The sequence below is a fragment of the Micromonospora sp. WMMA2032 genome, from assembly GCF_002688545.1.
Taxonomy (GTDB): Bacteria; Actinomycetota; Actinomycetes; order Mycobacteriales; family Micromonosporaceae; genus Micromonospora; species Micromonospora sediminicola.
Genome location: NZ_CP024052.1, coordinates 4173119 through 4195744, shown reverse-complemented (window position 1 = coordinate 4195744; position 22626 = coordinate 4173119). Strand labels below are relative to the sequence as shown.

Annotated in this window: 24 protein-coding genes, 1 tRNA gene, 1 pseudogene and 1 riboswitch; of the genes and pseudogenes, 14 read left to right on the top strand and 12 right to left on the bottom strand. The window is 72.6% G+C overall.

Going from position 1 to position 22626, the window contains the following annotated elements:
• Positions 1 to 63: 63 nt before the first annotated feature.
• Entirely contained in the window at positions 64 to 735 is a 672-nt protein-coding gene (locus CO540_RS19390; protein ID WP_253866066.1) for a GPP34 family phosphoprotein, read from the bottom strand.
• Between the two features lie 82 nt (positions 736 to 817).
• Between CO540_RS19390 and CO540_RS19385 the strand changes: the two genes are divergently transcribed.
• The 3 genes from CO540_RS19385 (at position 818) to CO540_RS19375 (ending at position 4306) form a co-directional block, all read left to right on the top strand.
• Positions 818 to 2128: a hemolysin family protein gene (locus CO540_RS19385; protein ID WP_099163133.1), complete on the top strand. Its 1311-nt coding sequence runs from the start codon at positions 818 to 820 to the stop codon at positions 2126 to 2128.
• Entirely contained in the window at positions 2121 to 3125 is a 1005-nt protein-coding gene (locus CO540_RS19380) for a hemolysin family protein (protein ID WP_099163132.1), read from the top strand. Before CO540_RS19385 ends, CO540_RS19380 begins: the two co-directional genes overlap by 8 nt.
• Positions 3126 to 3295: 170 nt before the next feature.
• Positions 3296 to 4306, top strand: coding sequence for a C40 family peptidase (locus tag CO540_RS19375; RefSeq protein ID WP_099164848.1), 1011 nt, complete (start codon positions 3296 to 3298; stop codon positions 4304 to 4306).
• 66 nt (positions 4307 to 4372) lie between these two features.
• On the opposite strand, the gene CO540_RS19370 is transcribed toward CO540_RS19375, so the two are convergent.
• Entirely contained in the window at positions 4373 to 6406 is a 2034-nt protein-coding gene (locus tag CO540_RS19370) for an N-acetylmuramoyl-L-alanine amidase (RefSeq protein ID WP_099163131.1), read from the bottom strand.
• Between the two features lie 220 nt (positions 6407 to 6626).
• Positions 6627 to 6764, top strand: a riboswitch (cyclic di-AMP (ydaO/yuaA leader).
• A 13-nt stretch (positions 6765 to 6777) separates the two neighbouring features.
• Here CO540_RS19370 and CO540_RS19365 point away from each other — a divergent pair.
• The gene (locus CO540_RS19365) at positions 6778 to 7812 is read left to right on the top strand and encodes an NlpC/P60 family protein (protein WP_099163130.1); all 1035 of its coding nucleotides are present in this window, start codon (positions 6778 to 6780) and stop codon (positions 7810 to 7812) included.
• Between the two features lie 72 nt (positions 7813 to 7884).
• Here CO540_RS19365 and dcd read toward each other — a convergent pair whose 3' ends face one another.
• Positions 7885 to 8463, bottom strand: a complete 579-nt coding sequence (dcd, locus tag CO540_RS19360; protein WP_091566035.1) for a dCTP deaminase — start codon at positions 8461 to 8463, stop codon at positions 7885 to 7887.
• A gap of 78 nt (positions 8464 to 8541) precedes the next feature.
• On the opposite strand from dcd, the gene CO540_RS19355 reads away from it, so the two are divergent.
• Positions 8542 to 9087 carry a pyridoxamine 5'-phosphate oxidase family protein gene (locus CO540_RS19355; protein ID WP_091566032.1) on the top strand — a complete coding sequence of 182 codons (546 nt, stop codon included), beginning with the start codon at positions 8542 to 8544 and terminating at the stop codon, positions 9085 to 9087.
• Positions 9088 to 9161: 74 nt separating this feature from the next.
• Here CO540_RS19355 and CO540_RS19350 read toward each other — a convergent pair whose 3' ends face one another.
• Entirely contained in the window at positions 9162 to 10145 is a 984-nt protein-coding gene (locus CO540_RS19350; protein ID WP_099163129.1) for a zinc metalloprotease, read from the bottom strand.
• Positions 10146 to 10346: 201 nt separating this feature from the next.
• On the opposite strand from CO540_RS19350, the gene CO540_RS19345 reads away from it, so the two are divergent.
• Positions 10347 to 10420, top strand: a tRNA-Gly gene (locus CO540_RS19345).
• A gap of 339 nt (positions 10421 to 10759) precedes the next feature.
• On the opposite strand, the gene CO540_RS19340 is transcribed toward CO540_RS19345, so the two are convergent.
• Positions 10760 to 11299: a hypothetical protein gene (locus CO540_RS19340; protein WP_099163128.1), complete on the bottom strand. Its 540-nt coding sequence runs from the start codon at positions 11297 to 11299 to the stop codon at positions 10760 to 10762.
• A 605-nt stretch (positions 11300 to 11904) separates the two neighbouring features.
• On the opposite strand from CO540_RS19340, the gene CO540_RS19335 reads away from it, so the two are divergent.
• A complete protein-coding gene (locus tag CO540_RS19335) occupies positions 11905 to 12177 on the top strand; it encodes an e9imm peptide (RefSeq protein WP_099163127.1) in 273 nt (90 codons plus the stop codon).
• 140 nt (positions 12178 to 12317) lie between these two features.
• Positions 12318 to 12827, top strand: coding sequence for a PH domain-containing protein (locus tag CO540_RS19330; RefSeq protein WP_172967880.1), 510 nt, complete (start codon positions 12318 to 12320; stop codon positions 12825 to 12827).
• A gap of 52 nt (positions 12828 to 12879) precedes the next feature.
• On the opposite strand, the gene CO540_RS19325 is transcribed toward CO540_RS19330, so the two are convergent.
• From CO540_RS19325 to CO540_RS19315, 3 genes are all read right to left on the bottom strand, one after another.
• Positions 12880 to 13620 carry an alpha/beta hydrolase gene (locus CO540_RS19325; protein WP_099163125.1) on the bottom strand — a complete coding sequence of 247 codons (741 nt, stop codon included), beginning with the start codon at positions 13618 to 13620 and terminating at the stop codon, positions 12880 to 12882.
• Between the two features lie 178 nt (positions 13621 to 13798).
• Positions 13799 to 14764, bottom strand: coding sequence for a phosphotransferase enzyme family protein (locus CO540_RS19320; protein ID WP_099164847.1), 966 nt, complete (start codon positions 14762 to 14764; stop codon positions 13799 to 13801).
• A 106-nt stretch (positions 14765 to 14870) separates the two neighbouring features.
• Positions 14871 to 15137 carry a helix-turn-helix domain-containing protein gene (locus CO540_RS19315; protein ID WP_099163124.1) on the bottom strand — a complete coding sequence of 89 codons (267 nt, stop codon included), beginning with the start codon at positions 15135 to 15137 and terminating at the stop codon, positions 14871 to 14873.
• 77 nt (positions 15138 to 15214) lie between these two features.
• Here CO540_RS19315 and map point away from each other — a divergent pair, with 77 nt between their 5' ends.
• Together map and CO540_RS19305 are read left to right on the top strand one after the other, a co-directional pair.
• Positions 15215 to 15985 carry a type I methionyl aminopeptidase gene (gene map / locus CO540_RS19310; RefSeq protein ID WP_099163123.1) on the top strand — a complete coding sequence of 257 codons (771 nt, stop codon included), beginning with the start codon at positions 15215 to 15217 and terminating at the stop codon, positions 15983 to 15985.
• Positions 15986 to 16088: 103 nt separating this feature from the next.
• Positions 16089 to 16529: a DUF6228 family protein gene (locus CO540_RS19305; RefSeq protein ID WP_099163122.1), complete on the top strand. Its 441-nt coding sequence runs from the start codon at positions 16089 to 16091 to the stop codon at positions 16527 to 16529.
• A gap of 25 nt (positions 16530 to 16554) precedes the next feature.
• Here the strand turns inward: CO540_RS19305 and CO540_RS19300 are convergent, their stop codons facing one another.
• Both CO540_RS19300 and CO540_RS19295 read right to left on the bottom strand, forming a co-directional pair.
• On the bottom strand, positions 16555 to 17052 hold the full coding sequence (locus tag CO540_RS19300) for a GNAT family N-acetyltransferase (protein WP_099163121.1): 498 nt from the start codon (positions 17050 to 17052) through the stop codon (positions 16555 to 16557).
• Positions 17053 to 17061: 9 nt separating this feature from the next.
• Positions 17062 to 17454, bottom strand: a complete 393-nt coding sequence (locus CO540_RS19295; RefSeq protein WP_253866062.1) for a VOC family protein — start codon at positions 17452 to 17454, stop codon at positions 17062 to 17064.
• A 115-nt stretch (positions 17455 to 17569) separates the two neighbouring features.
• Between CO540_RS19295 and CO540_RS19290 the strand changes: the two genes are divergently transcribed.
• The 4 genes and pseudogenes from CO540_RS19290 to CO540_RS19275 all read left to right on the top strand — a co-directional run bounded on the left by CO540_RS19290 (position 17570) and on the right by CO540_RS19275 (position 21116).
• A complete protein-coding gene (locus tag CO540_RS19290) occupies positions 17570 to 18463 on the top strand; it encodes a LysR family transcriptional regulator (protein WP_099163120.1) in 894 nt (297 codons plus the stop codon).
• Between the two features lie 32 nt (positions 18464 to 18495).
• Positions 18496 to 18948: pseudogene (locus CO540_RS19285) on the top strand (NUDIX domain-containing protein); the annotation flags it as partial.
• Positions 18949 to 19131: 183 nt separating this feature from the next.
• The gene (locus CO540_RS19280) at positions 19132 to 20187 is read left to right on the top strand and encodes a MerR family transcriptional regulator (RefSeq protein WP_099164845.1); all 1056 of its coding nucleotides are present in this window, start codon (positions 19132 to 19134) and stop codon (positions 20185 to 20187) included.
• Positions 20188 to 20237: 50 nt separating this feature from the next.
• Positions 20238 to 21116: an LLM class flavin-dependent oxidoreductase gene (locus tag CO540_RS19275; protein ID WP_099164844.1), complete on the top strand. Its 879-nt coding sequence runs from the start codon at positions 20238 to 20240 to the stop codon at positions 21114 to 21116.
• Between the two features lie 5 nt (positions 21117 to 21121).
• Here the strand turns inward: CO540_RS19275 and CO540_RS19270 are convergent, their stop codons facing one another.
• Together CO540_RS19270 and CO540_RS19265 are read right to left on the bottom strand one after the other, a co-directional pair.
• The gene (locus tag CO540_RS19270; protein ID WP_099163119.1) at positions 21122 to 21535 is read right to left on the bottom strand and encodes an ASCH domain-containing protein; all 414 of its coding nucleotides are present in this window, start codon (positions 21533 to 21535) and stop codon (positions 21122 to 21124) included.
• Positions 21536 to 21571: 36 nt separating this feature from the next.
• Positions 21572 to 22594 carry a questin oxidase family protein gene (locus tag CO540_RS19265; RefSeq protein WP_099163118.1) on the bottom strand — a complete coding sequence of 341 codons (1023 nt, stop codon included), beginning with the start codon at positions 22592 to 22594 and terminating at the stop codon, positions 21572 to 21574.
• Between the last annotated feature and the right edge of the window lie 32 nt (positions 22595 to 22626).

Sequence of the window (22626 nt, the reverse complement as noted above, 5' to 3'; positions counted from 1 at the left end):
TACCCCGGCGGGAAGCCGGACCACGACGGCGGCGGCACCCACGCGGGTGCCGCCGCCGTCGTCTCAGCTGGTCGTGGTGACGCTGATGGCGGCGGTGGCGGTGGTCGCGACGATCACCGCGGCCTGCATCTCCTCGATCGCCTTCTTCACCGCGGCGGAGGCCCAGTCACCGGCGGCGATCTCGGTCATCCGGGCCTTGACCCGGTCCTTCGGCAGCTCGCGGAAGAGCTTGCGATCCAGGCCGACCGCCCGGGTCAGGGTGAGCAGCGCGGCGGTCCGGGCGTCGACCGGGCCGTCGCCGACCAGCGCGTCCACCATCCGCCGCCGGGCCGCCGTCTCCACCGCCGGCTCCGCGCCGGTCGGCGAGGGATAGCGGGTACGCGGGAAGACCAGCAGCACCCGGTCGGAGTCGCGGCGCAGCACCCCGGAGCCGACCAGACCGTCGAGCACCCGGTCCGGCAGTCCCTTGGCGAGCTTGCCGATCCAGTCCTTCGGCTTGCGGGGCCGCCCGGCCCCGACGGTGGCCAGCGCCTCGTCGAGCAGGGGCACGCCGGTGGGGGCGGGGTCGGTCACCACCAGCCGCTTGTCCACCACCTCCACCCGGCGGGCGAGGGCCAGTTCCAGCAGCACCGCCCCGGCGAGGCCGTAGTCCAGATGGGGGCGGCCGAGCCGGTTCGTGCCGGCGTCGTCGTAGGCGAGCAGGACCAGTTCGTCGGTGAGCAGCAGGCCGTCCATACCCGCCACGCTACGGGTGCCGCACCACCGGCGCCCACGTGCCACAATCACGCCCATCGACGGCCTGTTGGTTCTGACGCTGTTGCCCCTGGTCGGCTTCGTGCTGCTGACCGCGGGCAACGCCTTCTTCGTCGCGGCCGAGTTCGCCCTGGTCACGGTCGACCGCGCGGAGATCGACCGGCGGGCCGACGAGGGCGACGGACGGGCCGCCACGGTGCGTCGGGCGCTGCGGGACCTGTCCTTCCAGCTCTCCGGCGCGCAGCTCGGCATCACCATCACCGCGCTGCTCACCGGCTATCTGGCCGAGCCCGCCCTGGCCCGGCTCGTCGCGCCGGCCCTGCACCCCTTCGGCGGGGCGGACCGCTTCTCCGGGCTGCTCGCCCTGGCGCTGGCCACGCTCGTCTCGATGCTCTTCGGCGAGCTGGTGCCGAAGAACCTGGCGCTGGCCCGCCCGATGCCGGCGGCCCTGGCCACGGCCGCGCCGATGCGGGGGTTCTCCCGCGCCTTCGGCTGGCTGATCCGGCTGCTCAACAACTCGGCCAACCGGCTGGTGCGCCGCCTCGGCGTGGAGCCGCAGGAGGAACTCGCCAGCGCCCGTTCCCCGGAGGAGCTGGGACTGCTGGCCGCCATCTCGGCGCGGGCCGGCGCGCTGCCGCCGGACACCGCGATGCTGCTGCGCCGCACCATCCGCTTCGGCGACAAGCGCGCCGCCGAGGCGATGACCCCCCGGGTGGACGTGATCGCGTTGCGGGCCACCGCCTCCGTCGCCGAGCTGCTGGAGGCGTCCCGGCGGACCGGCCGGACCCGGTTCCCGGTGTACGAGGAGACGCTCGACCTGGTCACCGGTGTCGCCGGGGTGCCGGACGCGCTCGGCGTGCCGCTGGCCCGTCGGGCCGGCACCACCGTCGCCTCGGTCGCCCGGGAGCCGGTGTACGTGCCGGAGAGCCTGGACCTCGACGGGGTGCTGGCCGCGCTGAAGGACGCCGGCGCGGACCTGGCCATCGTGGTCGACGAGTACGGCGGCACGGACGGCGTGGTGACCGTGGAGGACCTGGTCGAGGAGCTGGTCGGGGAGATCGCCGACGAGTTCGACCCGGACGCGGTGGGCGGCGGCTTCGGGCCGGCGGAGCTGACCGTGCCCGGTGGCGAGCGGACCGTCCTGGTCGACGGCGTGCTGCGGGCCGACGAGCTGGTCGAGCAGACCGGCTTCCGGCTGCCCGAGGGGCCGTACGAGACGTTGGGCGGGTTCCTGATGGCCCGGTTCGGCCACATCCCGGTCGCCGGTGAGACGGTCGACGAGTCCGGCTACGAGTTCACCGTGGTGGAGGTCGACCGGCATCGGATCGAGCAGGTCCGGGTGGTCCGTCCCGAGGAGCCCGACGACGGTGCCTGAACTGCTGGTCGCCCTGGTGCTGCTGCTCGGCAACGCGTTCTTCGTGGGCAGCGAATTCGCGTTGATCGCGTCCCGGCGCACCGTGATCGAACCGCTCGCGGTGACGTCGAAGCGGGCGCGCTGGGCGCTGGCCGCGATGAACCAGATCCCGCTGATGATCGCCGGCGCGCAGCTCGGCATCACGGTCTGCTCGCTCGGCCTGGGCGCGATCGCCGAGCCGGCGCTGGCCCACCTGCTGGAGGTGCCCTTCGAGGCGCTCGGACTGCCGGCGTCGGCGGTGCACCCGGTGGCGTTCGTGATCGCGCTGGCCGTGGTGGTGTTCCTGCACACCGTGGTCGGCGAGATGGTGCCGAAGAACATCACGCTGGCCGGGCCGGAGCCCTCGGCGTTGTGGCTCGGCCCGGCCATGCTCGCGTTCTGCCTGGCCACGAAGCCACTGCTGGTGGCGATGAAGTGGTCGGCGCGGCAGGTGCTGCGGTGGTGGCGGGTGGAGGCGACGGACGCGGTCAAGACGGTGTTCACCGCCGAGGAGTTGGCCGGCCTGGTTTCCCAGGCGCGGACCGAGGGGTTGCTGGACGCCGAGGAGCACGCCCGGATCACCGGCGCGCTCGCCCTGCACAGCCGTACCGCGGCCGACGCCCTGCAACCCTGGTCGACGGTGACCACGGTGGCCGAGGACGTCTCACCGGCCTCGCTGGAGGTGCTGGCGACCCGCACCGGCCGGTCACGTTTCCCGGTGGTGCAGCGGGCCACCCGCCGGGTGCTCGGTTTCGTGCACGTCAAGGACGTGCTCGGGTACGCCGGGGCGAGCCGTCGGGCCCCGGTGCCGGCCGACATCTACCGGCCGCTGGCCGTGGTGCCGCCGGACCGTACGCTCGCCGATCTGCTGCTCGCGATGCGCCGCGAGCGCCGGCACATGGTGCTGGTCAGCGACGGTCGTCGGCCCCTCGGCGTGGTGACGCTCGACGACGTATTGACGGCCATCGTGGGCAAGTGAATGAACACCCTTGGTGTGCAACCGATTGCGGATACGTGATTGAACAAAAGGTCGCCTTGATTCCACCCGGGTGCTTTCCCTAATGTGGGGCACCGACCGCTGTGGGTCGTCTGCCTCGACCTTCCCTCTCGCGAGGCGCCCGGCGGTCGGTTGCAAAGGAGTCCGTGCCGGTGGCAACCATGCCCCCTCGACGTCACGCCCCGAGCGCTCGACCCGGCCGTCCGGCCGGGTTCCACCGGGTGGTACGCCGTCTCCTCACCCTGGTCGCGGCCGCCGCGGTCGGCGCCGGGATGCTGGCGGCCCCGGCGCACGCGGCGCCCTCGGTGGACGAGATCGACGCCCAGATCGACAAGCAGTGGGAGAAGCTCGAGCCCACGATCGAGCAGTACAACAAGGTCCGCTCCCTGCTCAAGGTCAACAAGAAGAAGTCCGACGACCTGCGGAACAAGATGGTGCCGCTGGAGCTGGCCTCGACGCTGGCCATGAACAAGGTCGGCGACATCGCCGCCCGCTACTACATGCGGGGCCCGTCGCAGGAGATGGGCGCGCTGCTGGTGAGCACCAAGCCGGGCACGCTGGCCGAGCAGCTCGTCATGCTCGACCGGATCGCCGACGACCAGCGCAGGCAGATCGCCGGTGTGCTTGCGGCCCGCGACAAGTTCAACCGGGAGAAGCGCAAGCTCGACCAGCTGATCGAGACCGAGCTGAAGCAGGAAGCCCAGCTGGCCACGCAGAAGAAGCAGATCGACGCGGAAATCAAGCGGCTGACCGCGATGCTGCCGGTGACCTCGATCCGTCCGGCGGGCTGCCCGGCCATCGACGGCGTGGTGAGCAGCGCCGCGCGTACCGCGATCAAGACGGCGTGCGCCCAGGTGGGCGACCCGTACGTGTGGGGCGCCACCGGCCCGAACTCGTTCGACTGCTCCGGCCTGACCCAGTACGCCTACAAGGCGGCGGGCATCTCGCTGACCCACTTCACCGGCGCCCAGTGGAACGAGGGCCGTCGGGTCTCCCGGTCCGAGGCCAGACCCGGTGACCTGGTCTTCTTCGGCAGCGACCTGCACCACGTCGGGCTCTATCTCGGCAACGGGGTGATGGTCCACGCGCCCCGGACCGGCAAACCGGTCCAGGTGTCGAGCATCAGCACCCAACCGCTCGCCGGCTTCGTCCGGGTCAGCTGACCCGTCCGCGCCACGGAAAGGCCCCCGGTCCAGCTGGACCGGGGGCCTTCTCGTGTCGGTGGGCCGTTACCGTGGCGCGCCGATCGGCGATGGCAGGACCAGCACGTCGTCGAGGTTCACGTACATGATCCGGTGACCGAACTGGACCTGCACGTAGCGGTTCTCGCCGCGCACCACGGTCCGGTCACCCGGCGCCGAGCCGTCGAACGAGACCGCGCGGTAGTACTCGCCGGGCAGCACCCCGCCGACCGCGTACCGCTGGCCCGCCGCGAGCGTGTACTGCAACGGCGAGATGGTCTGGTAGGGGATGGTGTCCGGGTAGGCGGCCTGCTCCGGGTAGGCGCGGCCGTACACCGGGATCGTGGCCCTGCCGGGCCGCGGGGTCACCACGAAGCCGGTGGCCCACTTCGCGGTCGGCGCCGACGCCGGGTTGAGGAACCACGCCTTCTGGCCGAGGTACCAGATCGCCGTCCAGTCGCCCTGCCGCCCGGCCACCGCGTACGTCTGGCCGGCGGAGGCGCGGGCGCCGTGGTCGGAGATGTACATCGTGTCCGGCGTGCCGTCCGGGCGGAGCCCGAGGTCGTTGACCAGCGGGGCGTCCGCGCTCGGCGCGGTCCGCAGGACCACCGCGGAGGAGCCGCGCGACGGGCAGGTCTCGGCCGGCGGGGTGGGCGTCGGGACGCCCGGCGGCTGCTGGTTGCAGCCGACGAACGCCGGCCGGTTGGTGGCGAAGTCCGGGTCGATGGTGACCAGCCCGGTGCGGGCCGTGCCGGTGCTCCGGAACGGCGCCTTCATCAGGTCGAAGTAGTGCGACCAGTCCCAGTAGGGGCCCGGGTCCCAGTGCATGCCCTTCACCGTGCCGGCGGTGGTGCCCGGCACGTTGTCGTGCCCGATGATGTGCTGCCGGTTGAGCGGGATGCCGAACTTCAGCGCGAGGTGGCGGACCAGCTTGGCCGAGGCCCGGTACATCGCCTCGGTGTACCAGGTGCCCTGACCGGCGAAGCCCTCGTGCTCCAGGCCGATGGACTTGGCGTTGACGTACCAGTTGCCGGCGTGCCAGCCGACGTCCTTGGCCTTGATGTGCTGGGCGACGTAGCCGTCCACCGAGCGCAGCGTGTAGTGCCAGCCCAGGTAGTCGGCCCGCTTGACCAGGTCGACGCTGGGGCCGAAGTAGCCCTCGGTGTCGTGGATGACGATGTATTCGATCTTCTGCTGCTTCGGCCGGTTGCCCAGGTCGTGGTTGCCGTAGTCGCCCGGGTCGGCGCTGAGCTGCTCGTACGGCGCGGGGATCCACTCACAGGCCAACCGGACCGGGCACTCCAGGCCGTCCGGCCGCTGCGCGTGGCGCAGGCCGAGCCGGGCCAGCCGGGACCGGTCCGGCCGGGCGGTGGTGGCGGCCAGCGTGACCCGCTGCCCGTCGTCGGTGGTCCGGGTCGCGCCCTGGCCGAGCTGGTCGTAGACCTCGTCGGCGAAGGCCGCCGCCGCGTCGGCGGTGTCCGCGCCGGAGTAGCGGGCCACCGCGCCGTACCAGGCCGCCGCGTCGGTGCCGGCGCCGACCGGCCCGCCCAGTGCCTTCTGGTAGGACGCGAGCAGCGCCGCGCCACCGCGGATGTTCGCCGCCGGGTCGGTGCGCAGCGTCTGCGCGTCGAGCCCGGTGAGCGTCGCGGCGGTGTCGATCGTCTGCAGCGAGGCGCGGGGCAGCGGGGTCTCCCGTGCCGGCGCGGCGGCGGTGGCCGGGTCGAGGGTGAGCGGGCGGGAGTCGTCGCCGCGCGGGTCCTCGTCCTCGTCGACGTGGGCGCTGCCCGGGGTGGCGAGGACGTGCGCCGCGTCGGTCAGGTGCATCGGGCCGTAGCCGCCGCTGGTGCTGGGCTGGCCCGGGTGGGTGTCCCAGCGGGACTCCAGATAGGAGACGCCGAGCAGCACGTTCTGCGGCACGCCGTACTCGGTGGCCGCGGCGGCGTACTGCTGCTGCCGGTCGGTGGCGGGTCCGGCCGTCTCCGGCGCGGCGGTCACCGGGCCGGTGACGGCCAGCGCGGTGGCGGTCGCCACGGCGGCGGCCAGCAGTATCCGTCCGCCCGACGGCGGGGTGGAGAGGTGCATCGAACCTCCTGGACAGGGATGGGGGTCACTGCGTCCCCACCCTCACTCCGCAGACCCGCGAGGGTCAATACCTTTCCAGCAGGTAATCCTTAATGAAAGAAAACTTCACCCAGGTGTCGGTACGGAGTGTCACGGCGTCCCGAGTTGCGGATCGATAACGACGGCTCCTACTCTGGTGAATCGTCGGCCGCCAGTCTCACCGTCCAACCCGGTCGGTGACGGTCCGACACCGCCGAGTCGCCCACGGGCGAGCCGGGGAACCAGGTACCTGGGGTGAATCCGCAGCGGAGCTGCGGTAGGGCGGCTCCCTTCCCGTCCGAATCCGTCAGCTAACCCGGTAGGCGGTCAGGAAGAAGGAGTACGGACGCCCGGTGGCACTCCATGCCCCGCGGCCGTCGTCGAGCCGGTCGATCGACCGGCACGTCGTCGCGCCGCGTTCCCGCTGGTCCCGCTTCACCACCGCCCTCGCCGCCCTGGTCGGCACCGCCGTCGTCCTGACCGGCGGCGCCACGGCGGCCCACGCCGAACCCTCGGTCGCCGAGATCGAGGCCCAGATCGACCGCGACTGGAACAAGCTCGAACCGGTCATCGAACAGGTCAACGCCGTACGCGAGCAGCTCGCGGTGCGGCGCAAGCAGGCCGACGCGCTCGGCCGGCAGATCGCCCCGCTGCAGGCCCGGGTGGACGCGGCGCTCGGCCAGGTCGGCGGGCTCGCCGCCGACGCGTACAAGGGCGACAACCTCTCCACCGTCAACGCCCTGCTGGGCAGCCGCTCGCCGGGCGACCTGGTCAGCGGCCTGGAGCTGCTCGACCGCTTCGCGCACCACCAGCAGGAGCAGGTGCGTGCCGTCGCCGAACTGCGCGACGAGCTGGCCGCCAAGAAGCGGCCGCTGGACCAGATGGTCGCCGACCTGAGCCGCACCGAGGCGCAGCTCGCGACGAAGAAGAAGCAGATCGACGGCGAGATCGCCCGACTGCAGAAGCTACGTCTAAAGGTCTACGGCAACGGCGGCGGCGGCCCGCTGCGCCCGGCGCCCTGCCCGTCCGGCTACCCCGGCGGCGCGGCCGGGGTCGCGGTCAAGTTCGCCTGCGCCCAGATCGGCAAGATCTACGTCTGGGGGGCCGCCGGCCCGGACCACTTCGACTGCTCCGGCCTGACCATGGCCGCCTGGGCCAAGGCCGGGGTCTCGCTGCCGCACAACGCCCGGCAGCAGCACGACGTGACGAAGCGGGTCAGCCGGTCCGAGCTGCGCGCCGGTGACCTGGTCTTCTACTACGGCGACCTGCACCACGTGGGGATGTACGTGGGCGACGGCTGGGTGGTGCACGCCTCCCAGTCCGGCAAGCCGATCACCATGAAGCGCGTCGACGACGGCGACATCAACAGCTACGGCCGCCCCGCCTGAGGTGTAAGGAAGGGCCCCCTCTTAACGCATTCTGCATAGGAGGGGGCCCCTCTTAACAAGCGGCGCTCGGCGTCAGCGGGTCGGCCAGGTGCGCCAGCTCTGCCAGGACCGGCTCGGCGTCGGGCCGCGCTGGCCCTGGTAACGCGATCCGTAGACGGCCGAGCCGTACGGGTGCTCGGCCGGCGAGGAGAGCCGGAAGATGCAGAGCTGACCGATCTTCATCCCCGGCCAGAGCGTGATCGGCAGGTTCGCCACGTTGGACAGCTCCAGCGTGACGTGGCCGGAGAAGCCCGGGTCGATGAAGCCGGCGGTGGAGTGGGTCAGCAGGCCGAGTCGGCCCAGACTGGACTTGCCCTCCAGCCGCCCGGCGAGCTGGTCGCCCAGCGAGATGACCTCCAGCGTGGAGGCGAGCACGAACTCGCCCGGGTGCAGCACGAAGGGCTGGCCCTCCGGCACCTCCACCATCGACGTCAGGTCGTCCTGCTGCACCGACGGGTCGATGTGGGTGTAGAGATGGTTGTTGAAGACCCGGAACAACCGGTCCAGGCGTACGTCGATGCTGGACGGCTGCACCAGCGTGGGCTCGAAGGGCTCCAGCGCGAGCGTGCCCGACTTGATCTCGGAGACCAGGTCGCGGTCGGAGAGCAGCATCGGAACACCATAGCGACCGGTACGGGTGACCTGCGTGTCGCACTACTTCTTCGTACACGTGTTCGATAGAATGTCCGCATGGCTTCCTGGTCCGAATTCGCCGCCGACGAGCCCCGCCTCGCCGACGAGATCCGCCTTCTGATGCAGCAGTACGGGCCGGGCTTCGGCTACCTCGCCACGGTCCGCGCCGACGGCGGCCCCCGGGTGCACCCGGTCTCCCCGGTGATCACCGCCGACGGGCTCTGGTGCTTCGTCATCGACTCCCCGAAGCGCCGCGACCTCGAGCGGGACGGCCGCTACGCGCTGCACTCCTTCCCGCCGGAGGAGAGCGACGACGAGGCCTACGTGGCGGGCCGGGCCCGTCCGGTGACCGATCCGGCCACGGTGGCCCGACTGGCCCGGGTCGCCCGGGCGGCGCCGCAGGGTGACTGGCGGCTGTTCGAGTTCACCGTCGACGTGGCGATGCTGACCCGGCGCGACCCGGTGGCCCAGCCGGGCGCCGGCCGGCCGCAGATGCGGGTCTGGCTCGACCCGCGGGGCGCCACGCCGGCACGCCGTGACCCGCTCGCCGCGGACGGCCGGCGCGGCCGGCACGGCTTCGACACCCGCCGCCCGGCTGCCTGAGCCGCCTGCCGAAACGACAGGTGCCGGCCCCGTCCGAGAACGGGACCGGCACCTGTCGTGTGGTGCGGGTGAGGTCAGGCAGCGCGGTAGGCGTTCCACGCGGTGAGCATGCGGCTCGCCTGGCCGGCGGTGAACTGGTACATGCAGGAGTCGTAGGTGTAGTCCATGAAGTTGGTGATCGGGTCCTTGCCGGCGGTGGAGCAGGTGTCCCGGCCCGTCGGGCACTGGTACGCCGGCGACGCCTCGGCCGGGGTGTCGGAGACGCTGTCACCCGAGCCGGAGCAGCCGCCCTGGAAGGTGTGGTAGAGGTTCAGCCAGTGGCCGACCTCGTGCGTACCGGTGTCGCCCTGGTTGTAGTTGGTCGCCGTGCCGCCGGGCAGCGACTCGCTGAGCACGACCACGCCGTCCATGCTGTCCAGCTTCCGCTTCGGGAAGGTCGCCCAGCCGAGCAGGCCGTCGCTCAGCTCGCCGAGGTAGATGTTGAGCGTGTTCTTGCCGCCCGTGCGCAGCGAGGTCTTCATCGAGCGCTCGGCCGAGGAGCCCTGCACGATCGGGTACCACGACGGGTTCGTCACCCGGTTGATCTTCGTGAGCTGGAACGCGAAGGCGGTTGCGGCGCCACCGGTCGAGCCCGCGTACGACTGGTTGAGCACGGTGATCTGCTGGTTGATCAGCGAGTCCGGGATGTTGCCGCCGGCCCGGGTGCTGTTCTCCTGGATCACGTGCACCACGACCGGGATGGTGACGGAGGCCAGCGGGGCGACGGTCGGGCCGGTCCGGAAGTTGGCCCGCTCGCGCTGCGCGGCGGCGAGGTCGGCCTCGCGCTCGCGCACCTGCTTGGCGGTCAGGTGGTTCGGGTCGAGCTTGGCATGGCCGCCCTTGGCGACGCGGGCGTCGGCGTGGGTGTCGGCCGGCTCGGCGCAGACGCCGGCCGGGGCGGCCGAGAAGGCCGAGGCAGCGGGGACGACGCCGACGGCGGCGGTGCTGAGCAGCAGCGCGAGGGTCGACGTCGCGACACCGGCGGTACGCCGGGTCAGCAGGTTGGGACGGGGTCCCATGGGCCCACCTCTTTCTGACGGCGTGGCAGGGGGTGTGTCACGCCGGGTCGGAAACGTGGAGCAGACGTTACATCCCATCGACGGATTTGAGAACGCCCATATGTTGCCGGCACGCAACATCCTTGATCCACTCCGGCGCGGTGGCGGGGCGGGGTGCCTGGGTGCACGGGAGTGGTGACCTCAGGTACAGTGGTGCCGCCTGCGGGTGTAGTTCAATGGCAGAACATCAGCTTCCCAAGCTGACAGTGCGGGTTCGATTCCCGTCACCCGCTCCAGCACGAAGGCCCTGGCCAGGACTCGCCTCCCGGCCAGGGTCTTCGACGTTCCACCGGCCATCAGCGCCCGTCCGGCCGCCACGGGCCACTGGCCACCGCCGTCATCAGCACGGCCCGCAGCAGTCAGTACGCCCTCGCGGCCGTCGTCTCCGAGACGCCGTTGCCGAGCAGCCTCGCCCGCCACTCGCGGATCATCGGCGTATCCAAGCGGCTCAGCTCCACCACGCCCAGATACGGGGTGATGCCCCTGCCGAGGCAGCCACCGGTACAGCGCCGCCTCAGCAGCCTGTCCAGGGCTGATGTTTCCGGATGTGCCCTCCCGTGCCCGCCGCTTCGCTCCTACGTGAGGGGGTCGGTGCTGATGTGGAGCACCATCCCGACCAGAGCCAGCACATCCACCGTCAAGAGGACGAGGTGTGCATACCGGTACCGGCGCACCATCGTGCCGGCTGCGAGTGTCGCCGGCGTGTGGTCCAAGAGCGCCGCGATCTTGTTCAAGCGCGTTTGGTACCCGCCCGGACGCACCCGGTTGTGGCCGCCTACGCCCGGGGTCAGGGCGGCAATCGGAATGGGCGAGTGTCCGGAGACCTGCAGCTCGATGCTGAACCCATCGATGCGGACTCCCTCAACCAGTGACCGCGGAACGCCGTATCTGACGAGCGGATTGCCCACGACGACATGCGTGCGGGTCACCGCCACGAAGGCAGCCGGCCCCGCAAGGTACATGAGCAGCACAAGCGTGCCGATCGGCGTAAGAAACAACAGCAGTAGTGTCTGTGGGGTGTAGGGGATGCGGGAGGGCGCCACGAAGACGAAAATGCCGGCCGCCGTTAACATGGCGATCGCCAATAGGGCGAGCGGGTCATTCCGCCGGATCATGGCCTCAACTCCCCATCAGGCCAGCTGACCGTCCCACGCTGATACGGTCAAGGTCACCAACTGCACCGAGGGCTCCGGTCTGCGTCGGTGCCCCAGGCTAGCGGCAGGTCCCACACCGGCTGACAGCAGTTCTGACCTTTGCAAGGCAGGGTCATGATGTACGCGTGGCGTGGAATGCGCGGAAGGCACTGGACCGCTGGTGCGGGCGTACACCCGGAAAGGCAGCACGAGTTGGGTGGTCCCTCGCCTTCCTTGCTGGCTACGCGCTATGGGGCTGGGCCGTGCACGACTGGGCCGATGCCCACGGCTACCGCGGCTTGCTCGATGGATGGCGCCCGTGGTACTTCGCCGTCGCCGCCGTGACCTACTGGCCGCCTGTGTGCCTCCTCTGGTGGTCGATGTTCCCGAGGACAGGACTGCTTCCTTGGATGCGCGGGTGAAGGAGCCGGCCGGGCCATCCATGGGCCACAAGGTGGTTGTCGCCAAGGGCCAAACCAGTCCACGTGAGAGCGCGCCGGACGGGCGTAGGGCCGCCTGCGCAGCCGATCTTGTGAGATTCCCAAGTGCCGATGGCGCGCCATTAGCTCTGCTCGGAGGAGGCCGCCATGCCTACAAAGCTGACCCGGGACGAGGCCGTCGCCCTTGTTGAGCGGATCATGCGGCTCGACTATGCCGACGAAACCGAACTGAACAACTGGCTGGACAGACTCGATCGGGACCTCGTCTATCCCGCCGTCTCCGAGCTGATCTTCATGATCACCCCAGAGTTGACGGCCACTGAGGTTGTCGACCGTGCTCTGGCTTACCGGCCGATCGGAATGCGTGCCGTGCCGTGGTCCGAGCCACCGGTCAGCCAGTGCCGTGACCATGAACGTTGACCGGAGATCCCGTTTCGGGCGACGACGACGCCTCCCGGCCGGGGCTGGGCCTGGTGCGCGGATCGTCGATGATGTCGTTGCGGGTGCTCATGGGGCCTACGGCGCTCGGCGTTGTCGCGTCACATGAATGGAGGTCGGAAGTGCCGATCGACATGAACGAGGTGCGCGTGTGGCGACTGGGCCGCATAACGAGGGTCTTCGCCGGCCTGCTGTTGGGCGTCATGACCATTGTGGCGGTAGCGGTCTTCGCCTACCAGGCTTCCACGCCCGACGGCGACCTGCGGCCGGCGCTCGCCATCGCGGTGCCGTACGGCTTGCTGGGATTTCTGGTGTGGCGGCAGATATTCCATCCTCGGCTGTCCGTGGATGCCGAAGGACTGACCCTGCGCGGCCCGTGGCGTACGACGCGTGTTCCATGGCCAGCCGTGGTTCGGTGTGATCCGGGCTATTTCGGAATCGCCATCACCTGCGCCGACGGCAGTTGGGTGATGGCTCCCGCGCCGCAGAAGTCGAACCTGAGCCGCTGGCTCGGACGTGGAACCCGAGCGGACGACGTCGCCGACTACCTCGAACGGCGTGCTCGTGAGCACCGACGGGAGGCGAAGCAACCGGCGTACCGGGTGGGTGACGACCTGGCTGAGGACAGGTAGGGCCCCGGCCGGGACTCGCCTCCCGGCCAGGGCCTTCGATGTTCCGCTCACCTCACCGGACGGCCCTCAGGTGTCGGGCGAAGAACCGGTTCCCGTCGTCGCCCTCGTGTGCCGGGATGCCGGTGTGCCCGCCCATGTTGGCGTGCAGCGTCTTCGCCCGGGAGCCGAACGCGTCGAACAGGTCCAGCGCCAACTGCCGGTCGTTCCCCTCGTCGTCCCACTGCAGCAGGACCAGCAGCGGGATGGTGACCTGCCGCGCCTCCTCGAACATGACCCGGGGCACGTAGCTCCCGGCGAACAGCGCGGCGGCCGAGATGCGCGGCTCGACCACGGCCAGCCGGACGCCGATGGCGATCACGCCGCCCGCGTACCCGACCGGGCCGTCGATCTCGGGCAGCGCGAGGAGCGCATCCAGGGCGGCGCGCCACTCGGGGACCGCCTGGTCGACCAGGGGGAGGACGAGCCGTTCGACGATCTCGTCGGCGACCGGTTCGCCGGCCTGGATCGCGCGGCGCAGGTCGGCGCGGGCCTGATCGGCGGCGGCGGAGCGGGGCCGGGCGCCGGCGCCGGGCAGTTCGAGGGTGGCCGAGGCGTAGCCCGCCGCCGCGGCGTGCCGGGCCCGGGCCGCCAGGCGCGGATACATCCGGCGCAGGTCGCCGGGGTGGCCCTGCAGGATCAGCGGCGTCGGCCCGGATGCCGACGGCGGCGTCCACAGGATGCCGGGGATCTCGTCGAGGATGAACTCGCGCTCGCGTACGCCGTCGTCGAGGCGTCGTTCGGAGATGAATCGCACGGTCGTGCCCTTCGGGAGTGCGCTGAACGGCGCTCCCGGACGACCTATCGCCCGACCGTGACCCCGGAGGGGAGCACCCACGTCGATACGTTCACGGGTACCACCTCCTCGTCAGCTGCACGGCCTCCGGCACGGTAGCAGTGGCCGCCGAGGGGCCGCCAACGGTTTTCCGCGCGGGTCAGGGCGCGTAGTCGGGGTGGGCGACGGTCTCCGCGACGCGGGTCAGCCAGTGGAGGTCGTTGGCGCGGGATTCCGGGCCGGCCCCGGAGTGGAGGATGCTGTCGAGGAACGCGGCGACGTCGTCGAGGTGCCGCTCGGCGCGGTAGTAGCTCAGCGTCGTCGGGTCGGGCTCGTAGGGACCGTAGCCGCGACGGAAGAGGTCGGCGCGGCGCGCGTCGACCGGATGGTCACCGAAGTCCCGGCTGAGGACGAACATCAGGTCGCGCTCGCGCGGCGCGAGGATCGGCGCGTCCCAGTCCACGACGTGCAGGGGACCGGCGCCGTCGGCGATCAGGTTGCCGGGGTGGATGTCGGCGTGGCAGATGACGTGTCGACCCCGGGGGACCCGGGCGGCGAGGTCGTCGACCAGTGCCGACAGCCGGTGCAGCGCGTCGCCGTACCGGTCCCAGAACCCGCCCAGGTCGGGGCTCGCCGCGGCCTGCCCGCCGAGGGCCCGCAGCCGCTCGCCCGCGCTCGACCGGTACGTCTCCGCGGGCAGCGCCGCGGCGACCTCGGCGCTCAGCGTGATCGCGTGCAGCCGACCCAGGAACTCCCCGTACTCGGTCCACTGCCGGTCGGTGAGCCCTCGACTCCAGAGGCTGCCGCCGTCGTGGAACGGGTAGAGCAGCAGCTGGTGGTCCCCGAACTCGCGTCCGCCCCCACCGTCGGGCGGGTCGATCGGCGCGACGACCTGTCGGAGGCCGTGCGCGCGGAGGAAGCCCGGCAGCAGGACGGCCGCCCGGGTGAACGCGCCGTGCCGCAGTTTCAGGAAGTAGCGCTGGCCGTGGGCGGTGTCGACCCGGTAGGCCCAGGCGCGCCCGTCGAGCCCGACCGGCAGGAATGCAAGCTCGGCGACGTCCACGGCCCACGCGGCACTCACCGTGGCGGCCAGCGCCCGCTCGTCGACGTCGGGCTTGTCGATCACCACCAGAGCGTCGCAGCCCACGCCGAGGCCGACAACGCGATTTTCGCGGAACCCACCGACGTCGACGTCCGCGCCGCCCACCTGGCCGGCGCTGACCGGTCGGGCGTCAGGATGCCTGGCGGACGCGCATGTCGGCCAGCCAGACGTCGGCCAACTCGGCGAGCGGGACGCCGAGGGCCCGGCTGAGGCAGACCACGGTGCCGAACGCCGGCGCGGGGAGACGACCCGCCTCGATCTTGCGCAGCGTCTCGGGGGAGATGCCGGCCGCCAGTGCCACCTCGCCCAGGCTGCGCCCGGCGCGCGCGGTCCGGAGCGCGACCCCGAGGCGTTGGCCCGCGGCGATCTGTTCGGCGGTGAGCGGTTGGCGAACCATGCGAGCAGGATATCCCTCCGGGAGGCGGCGCCGGACCGGCGTGGTATAAAAATACCGCATCGGAGAGGGAGGCTGTCGTGATCGAGCTGAAGTCCGTCGAGGAGATCGACCGGATGGCGGTGACCGGCCAGTTCGTCGGCGAACTGCTCGCCGAGCTGGGCGCCGTCGCCGACGTCGGCGTGAACCTGATGGACCTCGAACACCACGCCCGGCGGCGGATCAAGGAACGCGGCGCCGAATCCTGCTACTGGGACTACGCCCCGTCGTTCGGCCGTGGGCCGTTCCGCAACGTGCTGTGCCTGTCGGTCAACGACGCGGTGCTGCACGGCCTCCCGCACGACTACGTCCTGCGCGACGGCGACCTGCTCAGCATCGACATGGCCGTCGGCATCGACGGCTGGGTCGCCGACTCCGCGCTCTCCGTCGTCGTCGGCACCCCCGACCCGGCCGACCTCACCCTGATCGAGGCCACCGAGGTCGCCCTGGAGGCCGCCATCGCCGCCGCCCGGCCTGGCGCCCGCCTCGGTGACGTCTCCGCCGCCATCGGCGAGGTCGCCGGCTCCTACGGCTACGGCGTCAACGGCGAGTTCGGCGGCCACGGGATCGGTCGCACCATGCACGAGGCCCCGCACGTGGCCAACAGTGGCCGTCCCCGCCGTGGCCTGCGGCTCGACCCCGGCCTCACCATCGCCATCGAGCCCTGGTTCTGCCGCACCACCGACAAGATCAAATTCGACGAGGACGGCTGGACGATCCGCTCGGCCGACGGCTCCCGCACCGCCCACTCCGAGCACACGGTCGCGATCACCGAGGCCGGACCCCGCGTCCTGACCCGCCGCCCCGCCTGACGGCATCCACCGGCGCGTTCGATCGACTCCAGCTCGGGGAGGTGGCGGGGTCGCGGCCCGTTGGATGCCGCCACCTCGGCGGTCTGGTGTGGATCATAGGGCCATGAAGGAACCGTACGTCCTGGGTCGCGGTGCGGGCCCCCGGTGGACCGTGCACCCGCCCGTCGATCCGTACGGGGACGGCTACGTCCACACCGCCGTGATGGAGTTGCGGGAGGACGGGCTGACCGCGTCGACCGTGGCGGAGCTGGACGGCGTACCCATGGCGGGGCCGCAGGTGACGACGCTGCCGGCCTTCCTCGACGGGCTGGCGGCCGGCTGGACCGGGTGGCCGGGGGCCCGGACGTGGCGCTCGCTGGGTGGGCAGCTCGCCCTCGACGCGCGGCACGACGGACGTGGACACGTGACGCTGGGCGTGACCCTGCGCCGGCCCGGTCACGACATCGACGGCACGGCCTGGTCGGCCCGGTGCGTCTTCGTGCTGGAGGCGGGCGAGGAGACCAGCCGGTTCGCCCGCGACCTCGGCGCCCTGCTCGAAGCGTGACCGGAGCGGCGCACGGCCGCCCCGGTCAGACCGGAGATTCCCGGGTCAGGTCGCGGACGTGGCGTAGCCCCGGCTCGCCGCCCAGGTCCACTTCGCCGTCCGGCACGAACCCGGTACGCCGGAGCACGGCCAGCGAGGCCGGGTTCGCCAGCGCCGCCGACGCGACCAGGCGGCGTAGGCCGTACTCGTCGCGGGCCAGCTCGCAGACGCGCCGGACGCCCTCCTGGGCGACGCCGCGCCCGGCGGCGCGTTCGGCCACCCGGTAGCCCAGCTCGGCGCTTCCGTCGGCCACGTCCACGAGGTTGAACCGTCCGATCACCCAGCCGTCGTCGTCCACCAGCACGTGGAAGTGGCACGTGCCCCGGTCCTGCTCCAGGAGCAACGCCACCTGCCGGTCGGCGAACTCGTCGAAGTAGTCGTCGCCCCGGTCGGGCACGTACCGGGCGAAGTAGGCCCGGTTCTGCCACTCGAACCGGTAGACGAGATACGCGTGGCGGGCGGCGAGGCGTTCGAGCTGCGGCACCGCGCCAGGCTAGCCAACCTCGCCCGACGGGTAGGTGCGCAGTTCGACGGTGTTGCCGTCGGGATCGCGGACGTAGATCGAGGTGCCGGTGCCCAGGGCCCCGAAGCGCGGCACCGGCCCGGTCAGCACGGTGAACACGCCCGACTCGACCACCGGCTGCCAGTCGATCGGCTCCACCACCAGGCAGAAGTGGTCCATGGTGGAGCCGCCCGGATCGCCCCGGACCAGGTCGATGATGGTGCCGGCGTCGACGCGTACCGACGGGAAGGGCACCTCCCCGGCGCGCCACCGGTCGACGCGCACCGGGGCCAGCCCGAGCGTGCCGCAGTAGAAGTCGAGGGAGCGTTCGACGTCGCTCACCGTGAGCACCAGGTGGTCGAACCCGGTCACCCGCATCGTCATCAGATCCTCCTGGATCGTGTGTGGGAACACCGTCGAGCCTGGTCGGAGGCGGGCGCGGGACCAAGCCCCGATCGCACTACCATCGTTGACCGGGAGTCAACGACGGGAGCGCCGGGTGCTGGAGCGGTACGAGATCGAGGCGTTCCTGACCCTGGCCTCCGAGCTGCACTTCGGGCGCACCGCCGAGCGGCTGGGCGTGACCACCGGGCGGATCAGTCACGTGGTGCGCCGGCTGGAACGGCGGATCGGCGCGCCGCTGTTCGAGCGCACCAGCCGGGTCGTCCGGCTCACCCCGATCGGCGCCCGCCTGGCCGACGAGATGCGCCCGCTGGTGGCCGGCATCGAGGACGCCGTCCAGCGGGCCGTCGACGCCGGTCGCGGGCTCACCGGCGAGCTGCGCGTGGCGTACGTGGGCGAGTCCGCCGCCCCGGTGCTGCTCCGCGCCGTGTCCCGGTTCACCGAACGGCACCCGGACTGCGCGGTGCACGTGCACGAGGCCCCGCTGGCCACCACCCGGTCGAGCCTGGTGGACGGCACGATCGACGTGCTGATCGCCGCGTACCCGTTCGACGGGATGGCGAACGGCCCGGCGCTGCTGCACGAGCGCCGGATGCTCGCGGTGGCCGCGGACCACCCGCTGGCCCGCGCGGAGTCGGTGTCGCTGGAGGTGCTCGGCGACCATCCGGTGGTGCAGTACCCGGCGGTCACGTCGGCCGCGTTCAAGCAGGACCGCACGCCGGACCGGACCCCGGCGGGCCGGCCGGTGCCGAAGGGCCCGGCCGGCGGCACGTTCTCCGAGATGCTGGCGCTGGTGGCGCTGGGCCGCGGGGTCCTGCCGGTCGGCGAGCAGACCCGGCACTACCACGCCCGGCCCGACCTGGCGTACGTGCCGATCCACGACGCGCCGCCGATCCGCCGAGGTCCCGTCTGGCTGGCCAGCAACACCACCACCCGGGTACGCGAGTTCGTCCGCGCCGCGGTCGACGCCAACCCGCTCCCGGCGGCCTGACACCGTCGTACCCGGCTGGCACCATCGGCGGGATGCGGGACGAGATCAGGGCCGTGGTCGAGGAACTGCCGCCGGGCGACGAGTTGGAGGCGCGGCACCGGGAGGCGGCGCTGGCCTGGCTGGCCGGCACGGAGGACATCTTCCGCCGGGCCAAGCCGCGCACCCCGTCGCCGCACCTGGTCGCCTACTTCCTGCTCCGCGACCCGTCCGACGGCGCGGTGCTGCTGGTCGACCACCGCCTCGCCGGGATGTGGCTGCCCAGCGGGGGCCACGTCGAGCCGGGCGAGCACCCGGCCGAGACGGTGCGCCGCGAGCTGTGCGAGGAGTTGGGCGTGCCGGCCGTCTTCGCGCCGCCGTTCGGCGAGCGGCCGGCGTTCCTCACCGTCACCGAGACCGTCGGCCCGCCGGAGCAGCGGCACACCGACGTCAGCCTCTGGTACGTGCTGACCGCGCACCGCGACCAGCGGTTCACCCCCGACCCGGTCGAGTTCCGGGGGGTCCGCTGGTGGACCCCGGCCGAGGTGACCGACGCGCCGGCCGGCACGGTCGAGCCGCACCTCGGCCGGATGCTGGCCAAGCTGCGGCCGTCGCGGCTTGACCCGTCCCCTGCGGCAGGGCCCAGCGTGGTCCGTGCCGGCCACCGGGGCCGGCACGAGGAGGAGGGCGCCGTGCGGCTGATGACCATCGGGGCGTTCGCCCGTGCGGCCCGGCTGTCGCCCAAGGCGCTGCGGCTCTACGACGACTCCGGCCTGCTGCCGCCGGCGGCGGTGGACCCGCACTCGGGCTACCGCTACTACGCGCCGGAGCAGCTCGGCCGTGCGCGGATGATCGCCGCGCTGCGGCGGGCCGGCATGCCGTTGGCCGAGATCGCGACCGTCTGCGACCTGCCGCCGGGTGCCGCCGCCGAGGCGTTGGACGCCTGGTGGCGGCGGGTCAGCGCGGACACCGCGACCCGCGGCCGGGCGGTCGCGCTCCTCGTCGACCAGCTCACCGAGAGGGGCACCACCATGTCCGACACCCGATTCCGGTACGCCGTGCGGTGCGAGACCGGCACGGTCCGGGACTCCAACGAGGACACCGCGTACGCCGACGACACGCTGCTCGCGGTCGCCGACGGCGTACGCGGTCCGGCCGGGGCCGCCGCGAGCGCCGCCGCGGTGGACGCGCTGCGGTCGCTGGAGCCGGCCGACGCGTCGGCGGCCGACCTGCTCGCCGCCCTGGCCGGGGCGGTGACCCACGCCGACCGGGCGGTACGCGGCCACGCCTCCGGCGACGACCGGCCGGCCAGCACGCTCACCGCGCTCGTGCGGCGCGGCACCCGGCTCGTGCTGGCGCACGTCGGGGACAGCCGGGCCTACCTGTTGCGCGGCGGTGAGCTGTCCCGGCTCACCCAGGACCACACGTACGTGCAGACGCTCGTCGACCAGGGTCGGCTCACGCCGGCCGAGGCCGGCGCGCACCCGCGGCGGGCACTGCTGGCCCGGGCGCTCGGCGCGGGCGGCGAGGTCGAGGCGGACCTGGCGGTGCGCACCGCGCTGCCCGGCGACCGCTACCTGCTCTGCTCGGACGGCCTGTCGGCGGTGGTCGACCCCGGGGCGGTGCACGCCGCGCTGGCCGGGGCGGACGACCCGGAGAGCGCCGTCGGGCGCCTGGTCGACCTGGCGTACGCGGCGGGCGCGCCGGACAACATCGCCTGCGTGGTGGCCGACCTGGTGGCCGCGTAGCCGGTCCGACCCGGGTCGGGGTGTCCGACCCGGGTCGTACCCTGGCGCTCATGCGAATTGGCATCGTGATCCTGCCGGACCAGCGCTGGTCCGAGGCGCGCCGGCGGTGGGCGCAGGCCGACGAGTGGGGCTTCGACCACGCCTGGACCTACGACCACCTGGGCTGGCGTGACCTGGTAGACGGGCCCTGGTTCGACTCGTGGACGACGCTGACCGCGGCGGCCACGGTGACCTCCCGGGTCCGGCTGGGCACGCTGGTCGCCTCGCCGAACTTCCGCCACCCGGCGGCGTTCGCCCGCCAGGTGACCGCGCTGGACGACGTCTCCGGCGGCCGGGTGCTGCTCGGGCTGGGCGCCGGCGGCATCGGCTTCGACTCGGCGGTGCTCGGCGGCGAGACGCTGCCACCCCGGCAACGGGTCGACCGGTTCGCCGAGTTCACCGAGCTGCTCGACCTGGTCCTGCGGGAGGACGGCACCACCTGGCGCGGCGAGTGGTTCACCGCGGTCGACGCCCGCAACAACCCCGGCTGCGTCCAGCGGCCCCGGGTGCCGTTCGTGGTCGCCGCCAACGGGCCCCGCTCGATGCGGCTGGTCGCCCGGTTCGGGCAGGGCTGGGTCACCACCGGGCTCGACGGTGACGACCTGGAGGCCTGGTGGGGCACGGTGACGGAGCTGTCCGACCGGATGACGCGGACGCTGGAACAGGCCGGCCGTGACCCGGCGACGCTGGACCGCTACCTCTCCCTCGACTCGGCTCCGGTCTTCTCGCTGAGCAGCGCCGACTTCCTCGCCGAGCAGGTCGCCCGGGCGGCCCGGCTGGGCTTCACCGACGTGGTGACGCACTGGCCGCGCGAGAGCAGTTGGTATGCCGGCGACGAGGCCGTGCTGGTCGAGGCGGCGGCGATGCTGCCGGAGCTGCGCCGCGTCTAGAGACCTCAGGTGCCGACGCTGCCCTCGGTGGAGACCAGGCGGAACCGCAGGCAGACGATCTGGCTGTCGTCGGTGACCGGCGTCCCCAGCCGGGCCCAGTAGGCGCCGTGGCCGGCCCGCCACTCCTCGATCGACCGGTCGCCCTCGCCCTCGGAGCGGGCGAAGTCCCACGGCACGTCGGCGAAGCGCACCACCTCGACGCCGGTCACCTCCACGACGCCGACCAGCGCGTCTTGGTCGTCGACCAGGGCGAGCCGTTCACCGACGTGTTCCAGCTCCTCGTTCTCCTCGGCGTACTCGCCGAGCCGGCCGGCGGTGGCGGTCTTCACACCGGAGAGCACGAGGGTGTTGAGGTCGGCGCGCAGCTCGCCGGGGGTGCCGAGGGCGAGCGCGCGCAGTCCGCCGATCCGGGGCCACATCCTGCCGAGGCTACGGCACGTCCGCCCGCGTCCGGCTCAGATCAGGTGGCCGGCGTAGCCGGGTGCGACCAGCACCCGCTCGTCGCCGGTCGCCTGGTGCGCCTCCAACACCGCGTCGGCCAGCTTCACCACGTGCTCGTCGCCGTGCCGGGCCGCCCGGGCGAACACCTCCGCCGGGTCGGCGGCTCCGCCGACCGGCGGCGCGGCGGCCGGCGTGGGTGAGGCGTACACCGAGGTCACTGCCGCCGTCGCGGCCCAGGCCGCGGCGACGCTCGGCGCCCGCAGCGCCGGGTCGAGAGCCGGCAGGGTACGCAGCACCGCGGTGGGCGCGGTGACCGCGTGCACCAGCATCACCGGTGCGCCGTGCCCGAACCGCAGGTAGTCCAGCGCGGCCCGGCGCACCACCTGGACGAGCGTGCGGGCGGCCCCGCCCGGGTCGGCCGGCGGGCGCAGCCCGGTCACCGCGCCGGACCATCCGGGCACGTCGGTGAGCCGCCCCAGCCGTTCCCGGATGCCGCCCGTCTGGTCCGGGATCCGGGGCACCGCGGCCAGGGCCGAGGCGGCGTCGGAGCGCCCGGTGAGCGGCCCGGCCCCGGGCACCGGCTGCCATCGGGCCGCCCAGTAGCCGAGTGCCTGCCCCAGCTCGGCCCGGCGCTCCGGCGTCTCCCCGTCCGTACGCAGCACCCGCACGGCGTGCCCGACCCGGATCACACCGTGGGTGGCGCCGGCGGCGATCCCGGGCAGCAGTCGGGGCCACCACTCGCCGAGCACCTCCGTCCACTGCCGTTCCCGCAGCTCGCGGTCGAAGTGGATCAGCCAGTCGCCGGCCCGTTTCGGGTCGCCGAGCGCGGCCCGCCAGTCGTCGATCGGCCGCAGCCCGCGCGGCAGCTCGTCCAGCCGGCGCAGGTAGCCGTCGAGCCAGCGGTGCACGCGTGCGCCCTGCCCGTGCCGGACCAGCGCCTCGGCGGCCATCGGTCCGTGGTTGGAGAGCCAGCCCTCGAACTCGGGGCCGGTGCGGTGCAGTCGGTGGTACGCCTCGTCGAGGATGCCGTCGTCCATCCGGCGATCGTCCGGGTTGAACCTCGCTTGAG

What these genes read in the sequence shown, in the direction of transcription:
- CO540_RS19390 (WP_253866066.1), bottom strand. Translation starts at nt 735, where the DNA reads ATGGACGGCCTGCTGCTCACCGACGAACTGGTCCTGCTCGCCTACGAC.
- dcd (WP_091566035.1), bottom strand. Translation starts at nt 8,463, where the DNA reads ATGCTGCTCTCCGACCGCGACCTGGTCTCCGAGATCAAGTCGGGCACG.
- CO540_RS19370 (WP_099163131.1), bottom strand. Translation starts at nt 6,406, where the DNA reads ATGCACCTCTCCACCCCGCCGTCGGGCGGACGGATACTGCTGGCCGCC.
- CO540_RS19270 (WP_099163119.1), bottom strand. Translation starts at nt 21,535, where the DNA reads ATGTGGCCCCGGATCGGCGGACTGCGCGCGCTCGCCCTCGGCACCCCC.
- CO540_RS19340 (WP_099163128.1), bottom strand. Translation starts at nt 11,299, where the DNA reads ATGATCCGGCGGAATGACCCGCTCGCCCTATTGGCGATCGCCATGTTA.
- CO540_RS19355 (WP_091566032.1), top strand. Translation starts at nt 8,542, where the DNA reads ATGGCTTCCTGGTCCGAATTCGCCGCCGACGAGCCCCGCCTCGCCGAC.
- CO540_RS19295 (WP_253866062.1), bottom strand. Translation starts at nt 17,454, where the DNA reads ATGACGATGCGGGTGACCGGGTTCGACCACCTGGTGCTCACGGTGAGC.
- CO540_RS19275 (WP_099164844.1), top strand. Translation starts at nt 20,238, where the DNA reads ATGCGAATTGGCATCGTGATCCTGCCGGACCAGCGCTGGTCCGAGGCG.
- CO540_RS19305 (WP_099163122.1), top strand. Translation starts at nt 16,089, where the DNA reads ATGAAGGAACCGTACGTCCTGGGTCGCGGTGCGGGCCCCCGGTGGACC.
- CO540_RS19350 (WP_099163129.1), bottom strand. Translation starts at nt 10,145, where the DNA reads ATGGGACCCCGTCCCAACCTGCTGACCCGGCGTACCGCCGGTGTCGCG.
- CO540_RS19315 (WP_099163124.1), bottom strand. Translation starts at nt 15,137, where the DNA reads ATGGTTCGCCAACCGCTCACCGCCGAACAGATCGCCGCGGGCCAACGC.
- CO540_RS19265 (WP_099163118.1), bottom strand. Translation starts at nt 22,594, where the DNA reads ATGGACGACGGCATCCTCGACGAGGCGTACCACCGACTGCACCGCACC.
- CO540_RS19335 (WP_099163127.1), top strand. Translation starts at nt 11,905, where the DNA reads ATGCCTACAAAGCTGACCCGGGACGAGGCCGTCGCCCTTGTTGAGCGG.